Here is a 20804-nt window from a genome sequence, read left to right as displayed (position 1 = left end):
GTTCCGCCCCGATCGATGACCGACGCGGGAACTCGGGCAGCCGCTGTGGGTTGAGGGCGACGGCCGCAGAGCAGGCTCCGGCGGACCGGCCGGGACCCCGCGGCTCGCCCGACCGGGGTGGGATCGCGCGTCAGCGCGACCGAGCGCAGCGAGGCTCGTCTCCCCCGGTCGGTGCGGGCTGGCAGGGGTTCGGGCGCAGCCGCCGGAGCCTGCCAGCGTCGGCAAGCCCTCGGGCCGCGGTGGGTGTCCAGATCGCCGAGCGATATCGTCGTAGCCGGAGAACGGTGGACAGGTCATCGCTGAACGCTCAGGCCACAGCTTGAGGGGCGCAGCCGGGCCGCGTCGACGACGTCCGCGTCATACGCCGACAGGCGCTCCTAGCGGAGGACATGGTGTCGGGTACACCTTCGGACGCGATCGACCAGCAGAACTTGTGAGGACCAGGCGATGCGCAGGACCACGGCGCCGATCTACAGCAAGAGTGGTGACGTCCTCGGTCACCTCGACCTGAGCAACGCGCATTGGCAGGGCGGCGAAGATGTCGAGGCCGGCGTCGAAGTCGTCGAGGTGGCGTTTGTGCGCCATACGGATGGTGTCATCTACACCGCGGTCCGGCGGACTCCGCCCCGCACGGATGAGGACCTGGTCATCACTTACACCCCGACAGAGTGGGAACTCTTCGCTGCTCGGGCGTCCACCGGGTACTTCGATCCCGAAGCCGTGCTGGAACGACGCCGCAGCCGTGAGGAGCGCGGCGGCTCAGCACCTGGATGACTGATTGCCCGGTCGACGGCGTGGATCGGTCTGCGCTTCGGTCTGACCGGCGGCCTGCGGGGCCGATCTGGAGCAGCCGGGCCTGGAGTTGCGCTCGCTCAACGGGTGGCGCCGGGGCAGTTCCGGGACAGCCTGCTGCGCGTAGATCGGGACCCCGACTGTCGCGGCTACCGTCGTGACAGATCGGCCCTCCGCAGAGCACTCGCGGGAAGACACTTTTCGTTGGGTAGTTGTCCTTATGGACAGTTTTTCGCCATTAGCTCGATATCGCTGGCCTCAATAGGCAGGCTCCTGTCAGCGTGTAGGGAGTCAGTCGCCGCCGCGGAAGGATCAGAGTGTCCATCGCGGAGGTCACTCCGAGTACGAAGCCCTCAGATTCCTTGAACTTGCTGCCTCGATTACGTGGAGCTTTGCGGCGCTCTTTTCTTCAGAACTCCCCTATGCGAGTGACAGGGCAATCGCCAGCGCCTTCGATAGATGTTGCCGATCGCGAATCCCATTGCAGCGAAAGAGAACCCATGCGTGTCGTTCAAATCATCCCTGGCCTGGCCGTGGATGAAGAGATCTTCGGTGCAGCTGTCGATTGCCTGGCTTCTCATGCACCCGCCCACTGCGCGCTCGCCTGGGAAGCGTTCGCCGACCCGGCACGCTGGTGGCTCATCCCGAGTCCGGATGACGATGACGCTGGCGACCCGCTGGCCTATAAGGCCGAGTTCGTCGTGGTTCAGACCCTTGAGCTGACCATCAAAATCAATATCTGGTATCGCCCCGATCTGCGAGCTGGCGAGACTTCCAAGCCACACACTCATCCGTGGGTGGTCATGGAAGCCCATCCAGCCCTGAGCGCTTACGAAGATGAACATTGGTATCGCTCGGCCACCGGATTGTTGGTGTATAGAGGAAGCGTGCTCAACGTCCCTGGCTCGGTGAACCGGATCGTCGACCGCGACTACCACCAAGTGAAGCACGTTGAATCGCCAGGCCGCACCGTCTCGGTCATCATCTGCGGCCGCTGGCTCCATGACGAGGCCAACCAGGGGATCTGGGGGCACCTGGATCTCGACACCGGCTGCCACGTTCCTGTGCAGCGCGACCCCGTCGAGCAGGAACGATTCCGATCGCGGATGTACCGGATCAATCCACAGCACGCTCTTCACAGGCGGGTAGCGCGACTTCCGCAGTAGGCCCGGCCAACGCCGAGCCAGACACCCTGCCTCGGCCTGGCCTTCAGCGACCGGCTGCGTCGGTGATTCTCGCCCTGGTCTGGCGAGCCAGGAATGTCCATGCTCGAGGTGGTGCTGCGTGACCGGCGCCGGGTCTGGCCCGCCGCGTGCTGTTAGACGGCGACGAGGCGGCGCTCATCGCCAGGCTGGCTGTCTTTACCGGCCTCGCGGGCCGGTGCCCCGACGGGGGACCGGCCCGCGAACCGCGGCGGGATCAGAACGGGGGCTGGTCGTCCGGCCCCGCAGAGGCGCCGTTGCCCCACGGGTCGCCGGCGGGCGGGGTGCCCTGGTCACCGCCACCTCCACCGAAGCCGCCGCCACCGCCACCGGTGCCACGGCTGACCTTGTTCACCTTGGCGGTGGCGTAGCGCAGCGACGGGCCGATCTCATCGACCTCGAGCTCGACGACAGTGCGCTTCTCGCCTTCCTTGGTCTCGAAAGACCGCTGCTTCAGCCTGCCGTACGCTATGACACGGGCTCCCCGGGTCACCGACTCGGCGACGTTCTCGGCCGCCTGACGCCAGAGGCTGCAACGCAGGAACAGGGCCTCGCCGTCCTTCCACTCACCGGACTGACGGTCCAGCGTGCGCGGGGTGGACGCGATCGTGAAGTTCGCGACCGCCGCACCCGACGGGGTGAAGCGAAGCTCCGGGTCGGACGTGACGTTGCCGATCACCGTGATGTAGGTGTCTCCAGCCATGGGATCTCTCCTGGTTCTGCGGGACACGTGTCGTGTCCTGTGTGGTCGGTGGGTGTGGTGCGTGAACACGCGTCTCGCAGCGGGCCGGGACGGGCGAGGTGCAAGGCTCGGCGCTTGCGACGACCGCGAAGCGGTTTGCCTTGACCCGCCCAGCCAGGTCTGCTGACGTGCTGCGAGTTCTCGTTCCACCACCGGCCAGCAACAACGACAGTAGCTGCGGAACAGGGAGATGTCCGGGAGGACACCGAGGCGTTTCGTCGGGAGCGGCGCCGCGCCCGGGCGGCCGGGCGTCGTGCCGGACGGGTGTTCGTTGGCTGGTCACTGTCTCGACCGTCGAGCGCTACTGGTCCGGGCCTGCGGGGCCGAGGACCGCGGCTACGACGGCCGCGCTGTCGAACGGTGGCACGGCCCAGCTCGAGTCGACGAGCTGATCAGCTGCTCGATGCAGGTCGCTGCCCGGTTCATGACCGAGCGATTCGGCGATCGCGCGCAGTCGTTGTGCCGCAGCGGCTTCGAGACTCAGCACGTTCCACTTCCTCGCCAGGTCAAGCCCGGCGATGGTGAGCTGGACGTAGCGACGCGGCGTTCCGTGGGCGCCCGGTTCTTGGCGTGTCCTCCGGGCGAACCCTCGTTCGATGAGACTTTCCAGTGCTCTGTAGACAGAGCTGGAGGTTATCCCCGCTTCGCGGGCGATCTTCTCACCGTAGGACTCGTTGTCCGGAGCGTGCGCGAGGGAGCGGACGATGAACTGCAATGAGATCGAGCGGTTGATCCTGGGCATGCTGGGCTGCCTCCGATGATTGCGGGGATAGGTCTGAACCGCGGCACGGCCCGGGAGATTCGGGCCGTGCCGGTGCCGAAAGCAGGCTGGCTACGAGGTGGCAGCCTGGGCATGCAGGGCCAGGAAGTCCTCGGCGGACATCGTGGGGACACCGAGTTTGTTCGCTTTGGCGAGCTTGCTGCGGGCGGAGGAGCCCGCACCGACGACGAGCAGGTCCGTCCTGGCGGTGACCGAGCCGGACACGGTGGCATCGAGTCGTTCGGCGGCTTCCTGTGCCTGTGTCCGGGACATGGTCGGGATCGCGCCGGTGATGACGACGCGCTTCCCTGCCAGCGCACCCTGCGCCGCCGCCGGCGTGGTCTCGTGGACGGTCGTGATGCCTACAGCTGTCAGCCGGTCGAGGATGCCGGCGAGGTCGCGCAGGCCGGTGTGGATCGAGAAGGCTTTCGTCGCCCCGATGCCGTCGACGACGGCGAGCTCCTCGACGGTGGCGGCTCGCAGCGCGTCGAGGGTTCCGAAGTGCTGGGCCAGCGTGCGGCCCATGCGGCGTCCGGTCATGCGGATCCCGAGCGAGGTGATGTGCCGGGCCAGCGGTCGTTCCTTCGCCGCGGCGATGCCCGCGACCAGGTTGAGAGCGGTTGCCGCGCCGATGCGGCGCCCGCCCGTGGTACCGGCGCGCACGTACGATGCCTGGGCGATCCGGTCGGATGTCAGCGTGTACAGGTCGGCCAGGTCCCGGACCAGTTCAGCCTCCACGAGCGCGGCCGCGACCTCCTCCCCCAGTCCGTCGATGTCGAGGACGTCGCGGCTGGCCGCGTAGGTCAGCAAGGACACCAGCGAACAGGCCGGGGTGGTGCAGCGCCAGAGCTGCCCCGTGCGTTCCCAGGGCTGATCACATTGCGGGCACCTGGCGGGCGGGATCCACGGCACCACATCCGCGGGCTGCTCCCCGACGGCGGCGGTGACGCGAGGAATCACGTCATTGGCCCGAACCACCGACACGCGGGATCCGATGCCGAGGCCCTGCTGGGCGATCCAGTCTACGTTGTGCAGGCTCGCGTAGCGGATCGTGGTCCCGGCCACCGTCACCGGATCGATGACCGCGCGGAAGCCCGCGCGGCCGGTCCTGCCGACAGAGACCTCGATGCCGCGCAGGATCGAGTAAACGGTGTCCGGCGGGTACTTGTAGGCCACGGCCCAGCGTGGCGCGCTGCTGTGGCTGCCCAGCCGTGTCCGCACGGCGCGTGAATCGGCCTTGATCACGGCGCCGTCGATCGGAAACCCGAGACTCGGCCGCAGGTCGCCGAGAGCGTCGACGGCACGCTGCAGATCCTCGGCCCGGTGGCCGTAGCCCAGTGTGCCGACCGGTAGTGCTCCGGCGGTGAGCATGGTCGCGGTGGTGATCCCGGACAGGCGGGCGTGGGCCATGCGTTCCAGGTGGCTGTCGACGTCCTCGAGTCCGTCACCGCTGATGGCGTAGGCGGCGAAGCTCATCGGCACGCTGTGGATGCGTTCGATCTTGCGGATCGAGCCGGCGACCGCGTTGCGCGGGTTGACGAACGGCGGCTTCCCGGCGGCGACACGAGCGGCGTTGGCGGTCTCGAAGTCGGTGTTGGTCATGAAGATCTCGCCGCGGACCGACCCGCTCCACGGGTGCGGGAGGCTCTTGGGCAGCCCGGCGACGCCGGGCTCGCGGGTGACCTGGTGTGTGATGTCGTCGCCGGCCATGCCGTCGCCGCGGCTTACGGCGCGGACCAGGCGGCCGTCGTGATAGTCGACGTGGCAGGCCATGCCGTCGAACTTGGCCTCGACCACCGCTGTGCCGGCGTTCAGCGTGTTCGTGAACTGCTCAAGTTCGGCGGCGGTGGTGATTTTGTCGAGGCTGAGCATCGGCGTCTCGTGCCGCACCTCTCCGGCGGAGATTCCGGCGGCCACCGCGGTGGTGACACCGCGATCGTCCCACTGCGGATTCGCGGCCATGCTCGTGGCGATGCGTGCGACCAGGTGGTCGTAGTCGCCGTCCGGCATGGTTGGTGTTTCGCCGCCGAAGTAGGCCTGTGCGGCGGTGTGTGCTCGCTCGACGGCCTGTTCGAAGGAGGCCAGATCGTCGAACGGGGTCGCTGGTGCGGGGATGGAGTCCATGAGTACGTGCTCCTCGCTGGTGGTGACGTGGACCCCGTGCGGGGCAGCACGACGCGCCCGGCCCCGGCGAGGGCGCTCGGTGCTGAGCCGAGCGCCCGTACCCCCGGACCGGGGGCCGGGCGCGTCGTGCTTCAGTCGCCGGGGTGCGTCACCAGCCGGGAGTCACGCTGTCTCGGGTGTCACCGGGAGGTAGGGCCAGGAATCGGAGAGGCCCAGCTTCTGCAAAGCCGCCGGGAACACCGGATACAGCAGCGGGCTGTTGGCTGCGCACGGAACAGGAGTCCAGCCGGCCGCGGAGATCCCCCAGCCAGATTCGGCGCCAAGGCCGCGGGCCAGGCGGGAGAGCGCGCCGGCCAGCAGCGAGGTCCCGCCCAGCCCTGGACCGGCGGTCACCTCGAGCCCGACCTGGAACCCACCTTGCGGCAGAGAGGTGACCTGCATGATGGGCACCAGTGCACGGTAGGTGTCCTGGTCCAGCCGAAGACGTTCCCGCAGCTCATTGCGAAGCGACCGCACCTCGTCCTGGTAACGCAGCGCGGGGTGTCCTGTGTCGATGGGCTCCTCACTCCAGCCGATCGCCGACGTCATTTCCGGGTGCTCAGGTGCTGCGCCCGCGAACGAGAGCGCATTGGCCGCGGGCAGAACAGCTGTCCGAACTGAAGGTCCGGTCGCGGCGTTGCCGGCTGCGTAGTCGACGATGTGCAGTTCGTCGGCGTTCCGCTCGTCCCGTCGCACCCACGTTCGTGCGGTGGTGACCTCGATGTAGCCGGGTCCAGGCGACCAGGTGTTGATTCGGCGAGTCGCTGACTCCGGCAGCCGCAGAACCGCGTGCGCGGTCGGTCGCGGCAGTTCAGGGTCGAGCTGGTCGTTCAAGCGCGAGGCCAGGGCCCCGGGGAGATATACAGGCAATCCTCGCCGCTGCGCGTACTTCCGTAGCCGATACGCCAACCTGGCGGGCGACTCCGGCCACCCGAAGGATCGGCCACAGTGGCGGTACAAGAACTCGTCAACCGAGTCCAAGGTGTTGAGCGCGGCATCGATCGAGCGGGCAGTCACATCCGCGACGTAAAAGGAACAACACGCGGCGACGTTCGCGAGGATCACGAGGTTCTCCCCCTGGTGGCAAGTTATGTGGGACGCAAGTCCAACCAGCGGGCGCGCAGGGGTAAGGCAAGCGCTCTTTGCCTTACCCCTGCGCGTCTGCTGTGGTCGCCGAGTACCGCCATCGCACTCAGAGGCAGAACGCACGAGGCCCTAGTGGAGGTCACAGGCCGTTCACGAACCGCCGGCTCGACGGTGCGCCTGCGAGTGAGTCGAGGTCGATCGCATCGCTGGCAACTCGATCCGAAAGCAGCCTGAAACCGCCACCGTCTTCACACGCGCCGAGCTGGAACGCGCACGGCAGAGTTGACGCCTAACGGTCCATGGAGGCTGGGGTTCGCCGGAACCAGTGAACGCCAGCCCGGTGCAGCCGCTTGCTCGGTATCCTCGCTGAGGTCGGGAGATCGCTACCTGTTTTCCCGCCGTCGTGCGGCTCGCCGGACGAGGTCGCCCACGTGCGGATCGGCCAGCTCGGCCACGACCTCAGTGGCTGCTGCCCGGCAGGTGCGCCGAGTGCCGAGGAACCGGCGTCGTCGGTGGAACTGGTTGAGTTGGCGATGGAATTGGCTGCAAGCGCGGAACGTTCGCCCCATAAGTCATCCTCCGGATCGGGACAGCTCGGCTGGATGCCGTGCAGTCGATAACCGGAGATCCGATGTTCTGGCCGAACCCTGTCCTTTCGCGAGTACGAGGTCCAGAGCCGGAGCCACAGCGCCTACGATTGCGCAGGCGTGATGCTGGGCCACCATGCTTTGTCAGTGAAGCGTGGCAGCCCAGCGGGCACGGTTCCGGGCCTCAACATGGACCCCATTTCAGCCCGTGCGTTGCACACCGGTGCTGGTGGTCGGGCCACCACAGAGAGCGGTCCGACCACCAGGAGGCCCGTAAACCGACGCGTGTAGGGCCTACCTGGGGTCGCTGAGTAGTCCGAGACGCGTGGCGAGCACGATCGCGTGCGCGTTGCTGCTCGCGTTCAGCTTCTTGCGCGCTCGGCGCGCCAGGGTCTGGACAGTGTTGACGGTGCGGTTGGTCAAGAACCCGATCTCTGGCTCGGTGAGTCCCTTGGCGACCAACGACAGGACGTCAGCTTCGGCTTCGGTCAGCTTTGCCGGCTTCGGCTTGCGGCCCTTGAGCAAACCCAGCTCCAGAGCCTTACTCACCGCTTCCGAACGGGTCGCTGCGCCCAACCTCAGCAGCAGGCTTTTCACCTGCTTGTCAACGGTGTGCTTGGATAGCGCGAGCGCACTGGCGGCCTCCTGGTTGGTGCATCCCTCGGCGATCTTCTCAAGGACCTTGTACTCCGCAGGAGTGATAGCGGTCTGATTCATCGGTGTGCGCTCCCTCGTCGGCTGTGTACGCGTCGGCAGGAGCGGGCCACCGGTTCGGGCGGGCCACGCGCTGACCGTGACGTGATCGGGAAAGCCCCGCCCGAACCGGTGGTCTGCTGTGCTGGGAGCGCCGCACGCGGCGAGAGGAACGAGGCACCGAAAGGACGGCACCCTGCTGGGGAGGAGCCGGGCCGCTGAGGCGTGGCAAACTGTGGCCCAGCAACCCAGCTGGCCCCCGCGGAAGGAAGGTGCTCGGATGTGGCCGTTCAGGCGTAGGCCGACCACCCCCTGCGGGGGCACCGGTCAACGGTTCGTTCGGTCTCCGGGCCTTGCTCGCTATGACGACAGCGGACGTCCGCTGGCTGAGTGGGCGACTGCGACGTGGATCGCGTGGGAAGCGGGAAGCAGGACATTCCGAGACAACCTGGAGGACCCTCGCGACCTGTGCCCGGCCTGCTACTCCGTCCTGCAGGCGGAGTCCCAGCGCTTCGTGGCCGATAGGCAGTCGAAAGCCGCTGCCCGCAGACGGTGGATGCGCCGTGTGACCGGCGCCGAACAGAGGCTTGCCCATCTGGGCCCCTGCCGATGCGAGTACCGACTCACTCCCGGACAAGCCGCTGCGGATGCGGCCAAGACCCTGGCGAAGTACTCGCTCTAGCGAACCAGTAGCGCATGCGCAGTCGGCTGCGATGCCGTCGCAATCCGCACGAGCCAGCGATTCGCTGGACTCCACGGACGACGAACGTGCCGGTTCTCCCGGTCGCCCGCAGCAGCGCCCACGGTAAAAATTCAATCGATATCGATAGAATTGCCGTCTCGCTATGGCGGCGCGCTGCCAGAAGCATGCCTATCCGGTGGTCTGGCGCGCGTCCTCGGGCTGGGGTCCGGGGCGTTCCGGGTCGAGGTTCTGCCGGGGCAGCTGGTTGAGGATTGCGCCGTCGGTGCGCTGCATGAGGATCGCGATGACCGAGATGAGCCTCGCGGGATCCCTGGTCGACTCGGGTCCTTCGAACCGGGACTTCACATGTTCGACTGGGACATCGAGGGCCGCCGCTACGCCCTCCACGACCTGTAGCGCCGGAACGCTGGGGTCGGCCGCGGTCCACGCGGCGTGCAGCGCGGCCCTGAGTTCATCGGTCCAGGGGTGGTAGGACTGCGTGGGTTTGCCGTAGCCACGTCGGCGTGGCTTGCGGGTCGTCGATCGCTGTCCGCTGGAAAGGGCTTCGCTCAGAAGTGGCCCTAGGTGTTCCAACGCGGTTCGGCTTGCAGTCAGGTGGCCCTCGAGGGTGACTTCGGCATCGGCGCCTGCCCCGAGTAGGTCGATGACGACCGTGTCGGGCCGGGCGGGATCGGCACTGGTCGTCAGGACATAGCGGCTTCCGTCGATCTCGACTTCGCGGATGGACTCGAGGTGGCCGCTGTCATTGGTCGGCGTGCTGGACATTGGGCGGGTCTCCTACTTGGGGATTGGATGATGTTGGCGTGTGACGGTTCAGGGCGGGCAGCCCCGGAAGCCTGGCGATGGCAGGCGCAGGTGGCCGGCGGCAAATACGACCGCAGGACGAGGTTGCTCCGGGGCTCTTGCCGCCGGCCACCGAGTCTGCTGCGCTCGGCTTCCGGGCTCCTCGCCCGATAGCCGGACATTCCGTTCCCAGTGTCGCCCGTGCCTGGCCGCGCTGGCACCCCGCGGACAGTTGAGGTCGTCACCGTTCCGCTACAGCCGGGACCGTGGCGCAATACTCGTCCGAGCAGCGATTACATGCTAAAAGACACGTGTACTTTAGACTGTTTTCATGCGAGGGCAGGCGAGTTTCGATCGCGTGGCGATGAAGTCCACGCGCACGGCCTTTCCCCGTCCCGACCGCGGTCGGGACGGACTGTCTCTGGACGAGCTCGCTGACCGTGTCGGGACCTCCCGTCGTCAGCTCGTGAGGTACGAGATGGGCGAGGCGACACCCGAGCCGGCGCGTATCGCTGCGTTGGCCGCTGCCTTGGAGTGCGATGTTCGCGAGCTGAGTGGCGTGGCGCCGGATGCCGACACGCTAAGGACGCTCCGGCGGAATGCCGGGTTGACTCTGCGTGTCGCCGCCACCCGGGTACGTCCCCATCTGGTCCGGCCGAGGTTGCGATCGTCGGTCTGGCTCCTCGGTGAGGTCGAAGCCGGACGGCTTCCGGCCGCCTGGTGCTCGCCGCAGAATCACGCCCGGGTCATCGCTGCCATGGCTGCGGTCTATAAGCAATCCGCATCCAGGGTTGAGGCTGCCATGCCCGCTTGCCTGCCGACGAATGTGGTGCAGCAGGCACCGCGTGCGGAAGTGGTCCCGTCCTGTCCGCTCGTCACCCCCGCTCCGGACACCTGGTACGCGCGGAGCCCGTCCTGCGAGCTGGTTGCCTCGCCGAGTTCGATCTCCCATCAAGTGCACGCCGACGACAGTGTGGACTGGAGCGTGCCGGCCGTCCTGGGCTGTTCCCAGTGCGGCACAACGCACGAGGTGACGCCGTTCGACTTGTTGCCACATGACAGTGTCATCACCTGCCCGAGGTCGACCTGCGGAAAGGTGACGCAGGTGCCAGCAGAAGCTGTCGAGGTTGTCTGCGTGCACTGCGGCCTGCACCCGCCCGGGCCAGCTGCGTTACTCGACCCCGCACGGAGCAACGTCGCCAAGGCTGTTCGTTATGGCCATACCCTAAAATGCAGGCGGCGCTCTCGGCGGAAAAGGCCCGGAAAGCCTCTCTCGGCAACTTTGCGCCGTTCATGCTCGATTCCGGAGACTGACTGATATGACGGCCGCTTCCGCACTCGACAAGTTGCCTGCCGCACGCCGCGCTAATCTGCTGCGCCGCTACGCGGTCAAGTGGGGTTTCTCGCCGGATCAGGTCGAGCAAGTTGTTCAGGCCAGTGGCGATCAACCGTGCCCGCTCGACGATCGCGCGCTCCCTGATGTTTCGGCGATCTTGGCAGACGATGGACGCTATCATCTGGCCACGAACGGCAAACCTGCCTGCGCTGGCACGAAGGTCCGCAGATCGCAGCGAAGCTACCGTCACACCATGACCTGCCACTGGTGGCTACAGGACGGGGTCCGTCGATTTGGCAACTCCATGCCGATGGACGCCGAGAGATTCGAGATTCACACGGCGTGGGTGGTTGAACTCGGCACCGAGCGGATTCCTGCTGGCTCAGTGGCTCCGCATCTGAGATGCCCGCTTCCTGTCTCGTTGATGTGGCCGCGATACTTAGGCGGAGATACGCCGATATCGCGGATCCGAGGTCAGCTCATCGCCGTTTTCGGTGAAGCTTGCGCAATTTGTGGCCGTGCCGCGCAATATGTTGATCACGATCACGACTCCGGGCTTGTCCGCGGAATGTTATGTGAGTATTGCAATGTTTCCGTCGAATGGTGTCCACACCTTACTGGGTGCGCCTTCGGCGACTACCTCGCCTCTCCGCCTGCTCACTCGCTGGCTATCCGCTACCCGAACCGTGGCCGTCGGCGTCTGGCGCCGTTGCCCAGCCCTGCACAACGCATGGCCCGTCGTGCCGAGATCGAAGAGGCTGCAAAGCGCGCTCGACAACCGCTGTAGCGGGCTTACCCTGTGCGTGCCCGTCGCGATGGTCTCTCGCGACACCAGTGCCTGGCCCACTGATCCACGCCATCCGAAGCTCGCCGTGGGCGTTTTCAGATCCGTCGTGCGAGCAGAACTGCGGCTGCCGTGGTCCCGACCGGCGGCGATGTGCGGCGCCAGCCGGGACCTCAAGCAGGTCGAGCTGATGGCGACGTGCTCGAACCATCGCTCAGGTGGTCACGGGCGGCCGGGAAGAGCAAGCAGCCCAATGTGCTGCGGGCAGTAATTGTGGATCGCGGCCACGATGATCACGCTGGCCTCATCGGGGTAGAAGGTGCCAGCCAGTGACCTCGTCGCCGATGGCACGCTCTTGCTCTTGTCCAGGGCGGCGCAGGCGGCCCTGCCGGGACGCGTGTAGTCGACGGACGCTGCGGGCGTCCTTAGCTCGATGTCGGCGTTGCGCAGCTCGGTGAGGTACAGGACGTCGGGGACGGTGAGGTCCGGGCCTGGTTCCGGCTTGGGAGACAGCAGCGAACAGCCGGACAGGACGATGCTGGACACCGCGGCCACGGCCGCGACGGTGAGAGCTCGGGAACGAGAGGGCACTGGCTGCCTCCTGGGTGCTGGCGGTGCGTGGACGGGCGCACGCCCAGCGGGACCGTTCAGGACTGGTCAGAGGCTCGGCGGAGCCGACCGCGTAGCGGCCCGGCCTTGACCCGCCCTGGAACGGTTCTGCTGCCCTTCGGGCGTCCACGCGGTCGGCACCCAGGTAGCCCCAACGGCGGTCAGGACACTTGCCGTGCCGTGCCCGCGGACTCACTGCGCAGTCGTTGAATGACGGCAGCAGGACTGCGCAGGGCATCGCGGAAGAATTGAACGTCGGTGGTCCAGACGTCTCGGCAAACCTCGCAATCGACTCGGGTCCGCGATCCGAGGTCGACGTAGCTGCGGTGGCCCTGACACCGGTCACAGAAGGCGCGCCAGAATCTGCACACCGGCGAGGACGCGTACCAGCCCTCGCTAGCGCAGCCCGGGCAACGGCACCGATTGCCCGCAGGCGGTGGTGTAGCCGGCAGCGGTCCGCAGTAGTTGGTGGCGCGTGGGTCGAAGAACTGGGCGTGGGTCCAGCCTCCGAAACTGACCTGCCGCTCGAAGTGGTCCTTGGCCAGCTCGGCGGCCGGTGGGGTGAACATGGTCTCGCTCCCTTCGGGCGGAAACGGGGACGGCCGGACCGTGGTGTCCGGCCGATGCGACGGGCGGTGGACGACGAGGTGCTCAAGTTCATGGGTCACCGCGGCGCGAGCAGGGACGTGGTACCCGAGCCCCAGAGAGCGCCGGGTCCGGGGTGCCCAGGCGCTCAGTCCCACCAGATGCGGATCCGGTAGGGGTGCTCGCCGGGCTGGCCGACCACCGGGTACTCGGTGACGGGGTTCTGCTGCACCGTGATCTCGTCGGCGCGCATCCGGCGGGCCCAGTCGATGACACGACGGGCGTAGTCCTGCCGCTGGTCGGCGGTGTACTTCTCCCCCGAGTCGACGGAGGTGCTGTCGAGACGCTGACTGCTGAAGTAGGGCACCTCGATGTAGAGCACCGCAGAACCCTCGGCCCCGAAGAGGACCTCCATCGATTCGTCGTACAGCGTGCCGATCGTGCTGGCGACCAGGTCAGGATCGAAGTTGTTGCCGCCTTGGGCTGTGGCCATGACCCGGTCGAAGGTCGGGCGGTTGCGCAGGGGCACGGTGAAGTTCAATGAGACGCGGTGGCCGAGGCGAACGAACTCGACGACGTCCGTGTCGACGACATGCCGGTTGCGGGTCACGTGGCTTCCTTCTGGTCGCGGTGTGCGTGGACACCGCGACCAGAAGCAGTGCACCGGGCGACGGTCAGAGGCTCGGCGGAGCCGACCGCGCAGCGGCTCGGGCTTGACCGGCGGGCCTGGTGCCCTGCTGCGGTGCGCGGGTTCACGGCCCACGCGACGAGGAGCTAACGCCGTAGGGGCAAGACTGAAGGCTCTCTACACAGGCCCTTCCGCTTCGCGGCGATTCAGCCGTCTGACCGCGCAGTGGGTGTTGCGGGTACGTTCATCTCGGGTGGTCGGCGGTCGCGGTTCCCATCGTGCGGGCGGGGCGCGCAAGATCGCGAAAGTGTTCTTGCAGGTGAGGATGTGGCCTGTCGGTGCGGCTGGCTCACTGTGGTGAGACGTCGACGTAATTGGCGCTGCGGTGGTGCAGGGTGAGGAACTGGTGTTGGTCGTAGGTCTCCCGTGGCCATCAGGTTGCGGGATGCCGCGCCCTTGCCAACCCACGCCGCTCTGCTGCCCAGCGGGAGTCCACGGGGCACACCCGACAGGAGGTGGGCTAAGTACGTCATGGCAGGCCGTAACGACTGCCCAGACCGCGTAAGGCAGCTTGCGTAGCGGCGCCGCTCGGTCGATGGCATCGGCCGCAGCACGCGGCCGCGCTGGTTCTTGAGGATCGCGCCATCACCAAGCTCGGCGCAGGAACACAGCGCGTTCTGTCAAATACTGGCTGCTCCACGGTGGACCGACGGTTTCAGAAAGGGCGCGCCCGGGCGTCGCAAGGGGATCCGACGTAAGTGCCATGGCGGCGTCTGTTTGGTCTCTTCTCGCGACGCCCGGGGTTGTTGCCGATATCGCTGCGCCCGCAACCGGATCTGGCGTGAGGTGGCGTGAAAGCCACAGTGGTACTGCCCTGGCTTCACAGCTAAGGGCAGTAAGTGTGGCTCGTCGTCCGAGCTACGGGCGTTGCTGGTCAGCCGCGGCTGGCTATCGCTTCCGCAGCCAGGGTGTCCGCGAGGCGTTTGAGTGTGACGATCCCGGGATCGGGGTGGGTGTCGGTGCCTTTGCTGCTGTGGGGAGACGTGGTGCTGTGCCATTTCGACGCGTCTTTGCTGACGATGCGCGTCCACCTTTCGTCCGGGTTCTGGACATCTACGTGCGCTGAGGAGCGATCCGTGCGCAATGTGCGCTCGATTGTGACCCGGTAGGTGTCGGTGACGGCAGAGTCGCCGGTGTCGCGCCGGTATCGGTAGAACCGGATCACGCCATAGCGGTCGTCGGCTTCTTCTGAGACCTCGTAGTAGCAGTGGGCTCCGTAGGGCAACGGAGTGCTCGGTTTGGGCATTGGTACCTCCTGGCCGGTGCAGGTGAGCAGGACCGGAAGACATCCGCGGTCTTCACCGGACCGGTCCGGACTCGGCGAAGCCGACCGCGTAGCGGCTGGGTCTGGACGGGTCCGGTGAAGACCGCGGGAATCACCGGCCCCAGTTCGGCACACCGGCGACTAGCCGAATCACGATCGGCATCACAGGCGAGGATCGCCGGTGGAGCCTGTCCAGTCCACCCGCGATTCCCGACGATCGGCAGCACACACGTGCGCGTCGACATTCGCGTTCCCGTGTGCCGGACAGGTAGGGACGCTGGGGAAAGTCCGTGGCCGCGGTCGCTGGCTGGATTCGCTGGAACAGTCGAGGCCGCACCGGAGCGTGGATTCCCTGCCAGCCAGGTGGTGTCGCGGAACTGCTGGGGAAGCCCACTGTCGTCAAGATGCAACGAATCCGCGGACCGCGCACCGGATCGCAATGACCGAGGCGTCGCCTCCCAGAACTGGTGAAGCCCAGATTCTACAGGGCTTCGCTGCACGACGTGGTCAACGTCAACGAACGGTTCCCGAGCCCGGCTGCGTGAGCTGACGCATGCCCAGCTGCACCTGCCCGTCGGCTTCATCAGTAGTGACGCTGGGTCCGGGGCTCGCTTGTGCTTGGGGTCTCCCGCAGTTCGTCTGATGCCAGCACTGTGTGGCGTCAGTACACGATCTCGATCAACCACACCTCAGGATTGCTGGTCTTGACGAAGACAACCTCGACGACGCCCAGAGTTTCAGCTGCCCAGGTTGCAATGTCAGGTCCGGGTTCTGTCGACGTTGCAGCTATCGTCGCCTCAGCGGTGTAGCCGATCCCGTCGTGTTCGGCCCCTACCACCCATTCGCTGGGCTGTCCCGCGTGCGTGCGGTTGACTCGCAGGTCCCATCCCGATGGGATGGTCTCGGGTTTTTGTTCGCTCATGGGTGTCGTTCTTCCCCTGGATGGTCGCTGTCCCGTGCCCGGGCAGCCGTCGTGATGCTACGGCGCCTCGTCCAGCTGCGTGGCCGAGCCCGTGTAGTGCCCATACCCGCCCTGCCGGACCGCTGCGCATGCCTGTCCAGTACCTCCTGGTGCCGCGGAAGACTCAGAGATGGGCTGTCCAGGCTTTGGTGTCCCGCCTTCGGTCATCGTGCTCCCGGTGGGCCGGGGTTGTCGGTCGGCGCGCGGGTTGCTTCTTGCTCGATCGCGGCGATTGCGTGGTCCAGGTCTTCCAGGTAGAAGCCCTTGGGGTTCTTACCTGGGGCAAGGTTGGTATCCCGGCTTCGGTCGATCAGGCCGCGGGAGGCACTGCGGAGCTCGCCAAGCAGGTTCTTCTTGTCGACGGCGAATCCTCGTTGCCGCAGGCGAGGGAGTAGCTCCTCCCCCGATGCCCGTTCCGGGCGGCGTCCCTCCGAGCTGGAGATCGCGAGGATGGCCGAGCGGACCGCCAGCAGAAGCGCGGCCGTCCCGTCATGCTCATCCGCATCGAGGATCTCGGTGCGCGCAGCATCGAGGTGTGGGCGATACGGCGCCCTTTCGCTGGCACGTCGTACGGCTGCCAGGCGCCCGAGTCGGTAGAACCGCACGAGGATCGGGATGGTTTCGACGTCGACGACGAACGCCTTGCCCGCGTCATGAGGTGAGGTTTGCGTGGCCTGCCGGAACAGGTGCGGTCGGACGCCGAGCTCGCGGAGGTGTTTGGGCAAGCCTTGCGCGTCTTCGGCGGACATGCCCAGGAACACCTTGATGTGGACCTGACTCGCAAGGCGCGAGGTGCCCATCATGTCGTTGACGGCGCGCTGGTTGGCCAGGACGACCCACACTCCTGCTTTGGCCCCGTAGGTCACGATGAACTCGACGAGGACTCTCAAGGTGTCGATCGCCGCGACCATCCCGTATTCGTCGATGACGACAACGTGACCGGGGCCGTCGACGGCGGGGGCGAAGTTGCGGGAGCCGAGGTTAGCGGTGTTGTGCCGGACCAGCCTGACCGCGGCGGCGAGAATCTTCTCGGCTTTGTCGATGTTCGGCCCGAACGCGTGGTCGCGCATCGAGGCTTTCCAGGATTTGAGGTCTGGGCCATCGCTGAGATCGATCCCGACGATGTCGACGTCTTGGTCTGCGGTCAAGGCGTCGAGGAAGCCGTGAAGTACTCCGGACTTACCGGAGCCGGTGCGTCCGATGATCAGGACGTGCCGCGCGAACAGCTCGAGGCTCAGGCGACCGCCATCGAAGCGGGTAGCGATCGCGACGTGGTCGCGTACCGAGCCGAACGCGCGCTCCGGTGCGTCGATGGGGTCGGTGAGGAGATCCTTCATGACGATGCGCAGCACCATGACCCGAGCGGCTTGCGGAACGCGGGAGAAGACGAGGCCTCCTGCCGGCGTGTTGAGATGCCGCTCGAGTGCCTCGAGTTTCGGCTCGGTGATCCCGTCGAGAAGTTGCAGCGTGACTGTCCATCCCCAACCGCCGGGCTCGGCGCGGATACCGCCTTCGCTGACCTCGGCACGGATCTTGCTGTTGACGAACGCCTCGCTGAGTGTGCGGGCAACTCCCCGCGCCGAGTCGCTGAGTGCGAGTCCCCGAGGCATGCCGTGCGGGGCCTCGGTCTCGTCCCGGTCCTCGCGCTGAGGGCGACCGACGAAGGTCAGCAGCGGCACCGTGATCGCCACGATGGTGACGAGCACCCACGACGGGGTCGCGAGCCACAGCTCGGCCCCCCAGTATTTGACGGCGAAGTACGCGGCGGCGACGACGATGAGACAGAAGGCGATCGCGTTGCGGCGGTCCCGCCGCAACTTCATCCTGGCGCGATGGGCCTTGTCCGGCACATTGGCGTCGACCATGGCGTTGATGTCGTCGACGGTGTCTGGTTGCCACAGTGCTCGCCAGAGTCCGCGCACGGTGATGCCAACGCCGCGCAAGGTCCACCACGTGGTCGTGCTCGCGTTCCTCACCGCCGCACGCGCGAGGCGGCGCCGACGAGCGCGACGTTCTTCTTTTCGCGCGACCTCAACGCCTGGCTGCGCGCGCCGGGTGCGCACGATGGCGGCGACACGACGCGCAATGTGGTGACGCAGGCCCGGCTCGGTCTGCGCGGCGGCAGGAGGCCGAGTGGCACTTCGCGAGCCGTCCTCATCCCCGGCGGCGATAGTCGTGGACGGCACTGACTTGTCGTCTGAGGACATCTCCTGCCCCGGCGTGTGATGCGGGTTCTGCTCAACGTAGGCACCATCGCCGCCGGCGGGAACGATAATCCGCCGGGAGGTGTCTCGCTGGGGCGTTGTCGGGTGGCCTGCGTTGTCGTTCATCGTGCCTCGGTTCGGCGTGGCGGGTCTGGGCGGCCGGGGTGGAGCGCGGCCACCGGGACACGGTGTGGCGGGACCCGGCCTGTTGCTGTCGGCAGCAGTGACGGCTATCTGGGGCGGCCAGGTCCCGCCGCATCGTGTGTCGCTGGATGTGCTTGCCTCCGCGACCTCAGACCCGCGGAGCAGCAGCCCAGGGATCCCGTCCGTCGCGCATCGGTCCATGGCAGCCGGTCGGCCTGTCGAGCGGCAGGTCATCCCTCGCTGTCCACGTCCCGGGTTTGATCGGGTAAGGCGTTGATCTCGTTTCGCAGGATCCGGGCTCGGTTCGGGCTGCATCGGAGGCGTTTCTGGAGCCAGATGGCCTTGACGTCTCGAGGTAGCCATCCTTCGCGTTCGACTAGGGCGTGCGCTTCGACGCGGAGTTGCTCCAAGGTGCGGTACGACGATCTGGTGTCAGGTGTTCGATCGTGCGACTGATCCGGTGATCGGCTACTGCGCACGCTCGACTCCTTGCCCTCATCGCTGTTGCCCTGGAGGTCGCCGTCGCCGAGCGTCTTGCCCACTACGTCTAGTCCCGATTTCCCTGCTGGGAAACGACCTGGCTTACGTTGGCTCGCCGGCCGATCGGTCGCCCGTCCCGTGGCGATGCCAGTCGCGGCTTGGTGATCGTTCGAATCGATCTCATCCACGATCAGGGGCCCCAACCGCAGTTCACGCGGGCGACCGGTCCGCGTGAACACCCTGCGAAGCCGCCTCGGCTTCGCAGGCGTCTTGACTACCTGGCAGTCACTGGATCCGGGTTCTCGCTCCGCCAGCCGATCATTGGTGATCCGGCGGATGTCGATCGGCACGACTTCGATCGACATACTGCCGGGCTCCGATCGGTCCGCCAGTGGCAGGCGGACCAGCCGATCGCTCCTGTGTTCGATCGACGCCTCGTGCCGATCGATCGACCGCCGAACCGACTTCGCCCACGATCGCCTCGTCGATCGGTTCAGCCATCGCTGCGCCGCGCGTTCCCGAGCAGCGATCGCCAGCGCCTGGCCGACGTCCTCGATCCGATCCCGCACCGCGATCCGGTACGCGCTGTAGGTCCACAGCGGGAACAGCACGACCTGATCGATCGGGAACCGCGGCCGAACCGGTCGCACGGGCAACTTGCCGTCGTCGTGCAGTACCACCCGCTGCTGCCACCATTCATGGATCTCCCACGCGACCGGCCCGGCAACGGACAGCGCGGCGAGAAGCACACCGTTGTGCACCCAGTTACTGAACGCCGAGAAGCCGATCACAGCCCAGCCGACCAGCCGAGCGCGGATCGCTCGATCGCGGTAGCGGCGTGCGCTCCTGGCGATGCTGAACATCCCGAGCCCCAGCAGCTCAAGAGCTGTGGCCCCAGCTGCGGGAAACGGATGCGCCAGGTTCATGACCTCGTGCAGGTATCGGTACTGGCCGTACCATGCAGTTGCGGCGGCCATCGCGACGAGCAGTAAAATCAGCCGGCCGGCGAGAGCCTGTTCGAACTGCAGCCGCAGGGACGCCCGCAGTTCCCGCCAGGCACGCCACTTGAGAGCCCTCTGCCGCTTTCGCGTCGTCCTCCGGAGACGAGCAGCCCTTTGCTCACGCCGAACTCGCCGATCATGGGCGAGTTCGCGAGAGAGGCGTTCCTTCTCCTTCAGCTCGAGATCGGCGTTCTTGGCCGCGATCGTGCGCTGCAGGTCAGCGTCGGCGGCGCGGATCTCGGCATCGACACGGCCTTCGATCACCGAAGCCGGCGCCGGAGGCTCGTCGACGCCGACGGCACGGTGTACTGCCCGCTTGGCCCGCTTCACTCGTCGGTCCGATCGCGCACGAGGTCAACGGCGGGATTCTCCGAGACCCACCACACGCACCACTTCATGAGCTCTTCCGGTTCGTTGGGTGCTGCATACCCCTGGCGTTGGTGTTGTGAGAACGCGGCCGCAAGCTGGGCGGCGGCATCCTGATTGCGGCAGACGACCGGGAGTGTGACCCCGATCGGATCGTCCTCCTCCGCGTAGGTAACGTGCCAGGCACGCACATCAAGCCGGACTGCCTCGAGCACGTTGGCGCCGTCGATCTGCACTGTGGGGCGGGGCCAGACGGTCATGCGATCGTCGCCGGTGCACAACGCAGGCACTGAGATCTTGAACCGATCGACGATCGGCTCGATCAGGACATTCGATCGGTAGCCGATCGGGCCCGATTCCTCCCGTGCCTCGGCACGCCCACGGAGATCGGTGGTGTTGTCGTCGGGATCGGCGATCGGTGCTGAACCTGCGGCGATCCGATCGGTGTGCTGGACGCCCATCAGATGCACACCCCCGCGTAGCGATCCGCCGCACGCTTGGCCGACTCGTCGCGCTGCCTAGCGATCTCGTCGGCGACGGACGCGGTGATTCTGTTTGCTGCCTGCCCGAGGCGATCGGCACCGTCGTCGAGGAGACTCGCGATGTGTGTGAGGGTGGGGCCTGTGTGAGTTGCCTGACCGATCAGCAGGCCTACCACGGCGCCTATGGGGCCGGCGACCGCATAACCGATCGCTGTTCCGATCATCGGACCGCTTGCTTTGGCAGTGAGGCGCAGCAGGCTGGTGGTCAGATAGGCGAGGACATAGAAGCCCGCCCATCGCCAGGACGGCAGTACCGCCAGCGCTTCACGGACACCGGTGGCCGTCACTGGATCTCACCACCGCGGGGAATCTGGACGCGCTGCCGAGAT

18 protein-coding genes are annotated in these 20804 nt (G+C 66.8%); 4 read left to right on the top strand and 14 right to left on the bottom strand.

Annotation, left to right across the window (positions count from 1 at the left end):
* Positions 1-447 precede the first annotated feature (447 nt).
* A complete protein-coding gene (locus tag CFP71_RS13420) occupies positions 448-774 on the top strand; it encodes a DUF397 domain-containing protein (protein WP_208635947.1) in 327 nt (108 codons plus the stop codon).
* Positions 775-1292: 518 nt separating this feature from the next.
* A complete protein-coding gene (locus CFP71_RS13415) occupies positions 1293-1958 on the top strand; it encodes a hypothetical protein (protein ID WP_093934182.1) in 666 nt (221 codons plus the stop codon).
* Between the two features lie 253 nt (positions 1959-2211).
* On the opposite strand, the gene CFP71_RS13410 is transcribed toward CFP71_RS13415, so the two are convergent.
* The 6 genes from CFP71_RS13410 to CFP71_RS13385 form a co-directional block, all read right to left on the bottom strand.
* Positions 2212-2697, bottom strand: coding sequence for a single-stranded DNA-binding protein (locus CFP71_RS13410; protein WP_093934181.1), 486 nt, complete (start codon positions 2695-2697; stop codon positions 2212-2214).
* Positions 2698-3037: 340 nt separating this feature from the next.
* Positions 3038-3478, bottom strand: coding sequence for a helix-turn-helix domain-containing protein (locus CFP71_RS13405; protein WP_093934180.1), 441 nt, complete (start codon positions 3476-3478; stop codon positions 3038-3040).
* Between the two features lie 90 nt (positions 3479-3568).
* Entirely contained in the window at positions 3569-5620 is a 2052-nt protein-coding gene (gene ligA, locus CFP71_RS13400; protein WP_093934179.1) for an NAD-dependent DNA ligase LigA, read from the bottom strand.
* Positions 5621-5782: 162 nt separating this feature from the next.
* A complete protein-coding gene (locus CFP71_RS13395; protein WP_143267079.1) occupies positions 5783-6724 on the bottom strand; it encodes a hypothetical protein in 942 nt (313 codons plus the stop codon).
* Positions 6725-7626: 902 nt separating this feature from the next.
* Positions 7627-8049 carry a response regulator transcription factor gene (locus tag CFP71_RS13390; RefSeq protein WP_093934177.1) on the bottom strand — a complete coding sequence of 141 codons (423 nt, stop codon included), beginning with the start codon at positions 8047-8049 and terminating at the stop codon, positions 7627-7629.
* Between the two features lie 847 nt (positions 8050-8896).
* Positions 8897-9493: a hypothetical protein gene (locus tag CFP71_RS13385; protein WP_093934176.1), complete on the bottom strand. Its 597-nt coding sequence runs from the start codon at positions 9491-9493 to the stop codon at positions 8897-8899.
* Positions 9494-9842: 349 nt separating this feature from the next.
* Between CFP71_RS13385 and CFP71_RS45580 the strand changes: the two genes are divergently transcribed.
* Together CFP71_RS45580 and CFP71_RS13375 are read left to right on the top strand one after the other, a co-directional pair.
* Positions 9843-10829 (top strand): helix-turn-helix domain-containing protein, encoded by a 987-nt coding sequence (locus tag CFP71_RS45580; protein WP_093934175.1) that lies wholly within the window; start codon positions 9843-9845, stop codon positions 10827-10829.
* A gap of 1 nt (position 10830) precedes the next feature.
* On the top strand, positions 10831-11634 hold the full coding sequence (locus CFP71_RS13375; RefSeq protein ID WP_093934174.1) for an endonuclease domain-containing protein: 804 nt from the start codon (positions 10831-10833) through the stop codon (positions 11632-11634).
* A 219-nt stretch (positions 11635-11853) separates the two neighbouring features.
* Here CFP71_RS13375 and CFP71_RS13370 read toward each other — a convergent pair whose 3' ends face one another.
* The 8 genes from CFP71_RS13370 to CFP71_RS13335 form a co-directional block, all read right to left on the bottom strand.
* Positions 11854-12222, bottom strand: coding sequence for a DUF732 domain-containing protein (locus tag CFP71_RS13370; protein ID WP_167406108.1), 369 nt, complete (start codon positions 12220-12222; stop codon positions 11854-11856).
* A gap of 751 nt (positions 12223-12973) precedes the next feature.
* Positions 12974-13435 (bottom strand): hypothetical protein, encoded by a 462-nt coding sequence (locus CFP71_RS13365; protein WP_093934172.1) that lies wholly within the window; start codon positions 13433-13435, stop codon positions 12974-12976.
* Between the two features lie 952 nt (positions 13436-14387).
* Complete coding sequence (locus tag CFP71_RS13360; protein WP_093934171.1) at positions 14388-14759, bottom strand: hypothetical protein; 372 nt, start codon at positions 14757-14759, stop codon at positions 14388-14390.
* A 679-nt stretch (positions 14760-15438) separates the two neighbouring features.
* A complete protein-coding gene (locus CFP71_RS13355; RefSeq protein WP_093934170.1) occupies positions 15439-15699 on the bottom strand; it encodes a hypothetical protein in 261 nt (86 codons plus the stop codon).
* Between the two features lie 203 nt (positions 15700-15902).
* Positions 15903-18068: a hypothetical protein gene (locus CFP71_RS13350; protein WP_143267078.1), complete on the bottom strand. Its 2166-nt coding sequence runs from the start codon at positions 18066-18068 to the stop codon at positions 15903-15905.
* Between the two features lie 248 nt (positions 18069-18316).
* Positions 18317-19897, bottom strand: coding sequence for a DUF2637 domain-containing protein (locus CFP71_RS13345; protein ID WP_093934168.1), 1581 nt, complete (start codon positions 19895-19897; stop codon positions 18317-18319).
* Complete coding sequence (locus CFP71_RS13340) at positions 19894-20394, bottom strand: hypothetical protein (protein ID WP_093934167.1); 501 nt, start codon at positions 20392-20394, stop codon at positions 19894-19896. Before CFP71_RS13340 ends, CFP71_RS13345 begins: the two co-directional genes overlap by 4 nt.
* Positions 20394-20762, bottom strand: coding sequence for a hypothetical protein (locus CFP71_RS13335; RefSeq protein ID WP_093934166.1), 369 nt, complete (start codon positions 20760-20762; stop codon positions 20394-20396). The genes CFP71_RS13340 and CFP71_RS13335 overlap by 1 nt, the downstream gene beginning before the upstream one ends.
* Positions 20763-20804 lie beyond the last annotated feature (42 nt).

It is taken from the genome of Amycolatopsis thailandensis, assembly GCF_002234405.1.
In the GTDB taxonomy this organism is placed as follows: Bacteria; Actinomycetota; Actinomycetes; order Mycobacteriales; family Pseudonocardiaceae; genus Amycolatopsis; species Amycolatopsis thailandensis.
The sequence above is the reverse complement of the archived record's forward strand: the minus strand, read 5'-3'. Positions and strand labels throughout refer to the sequence as shown.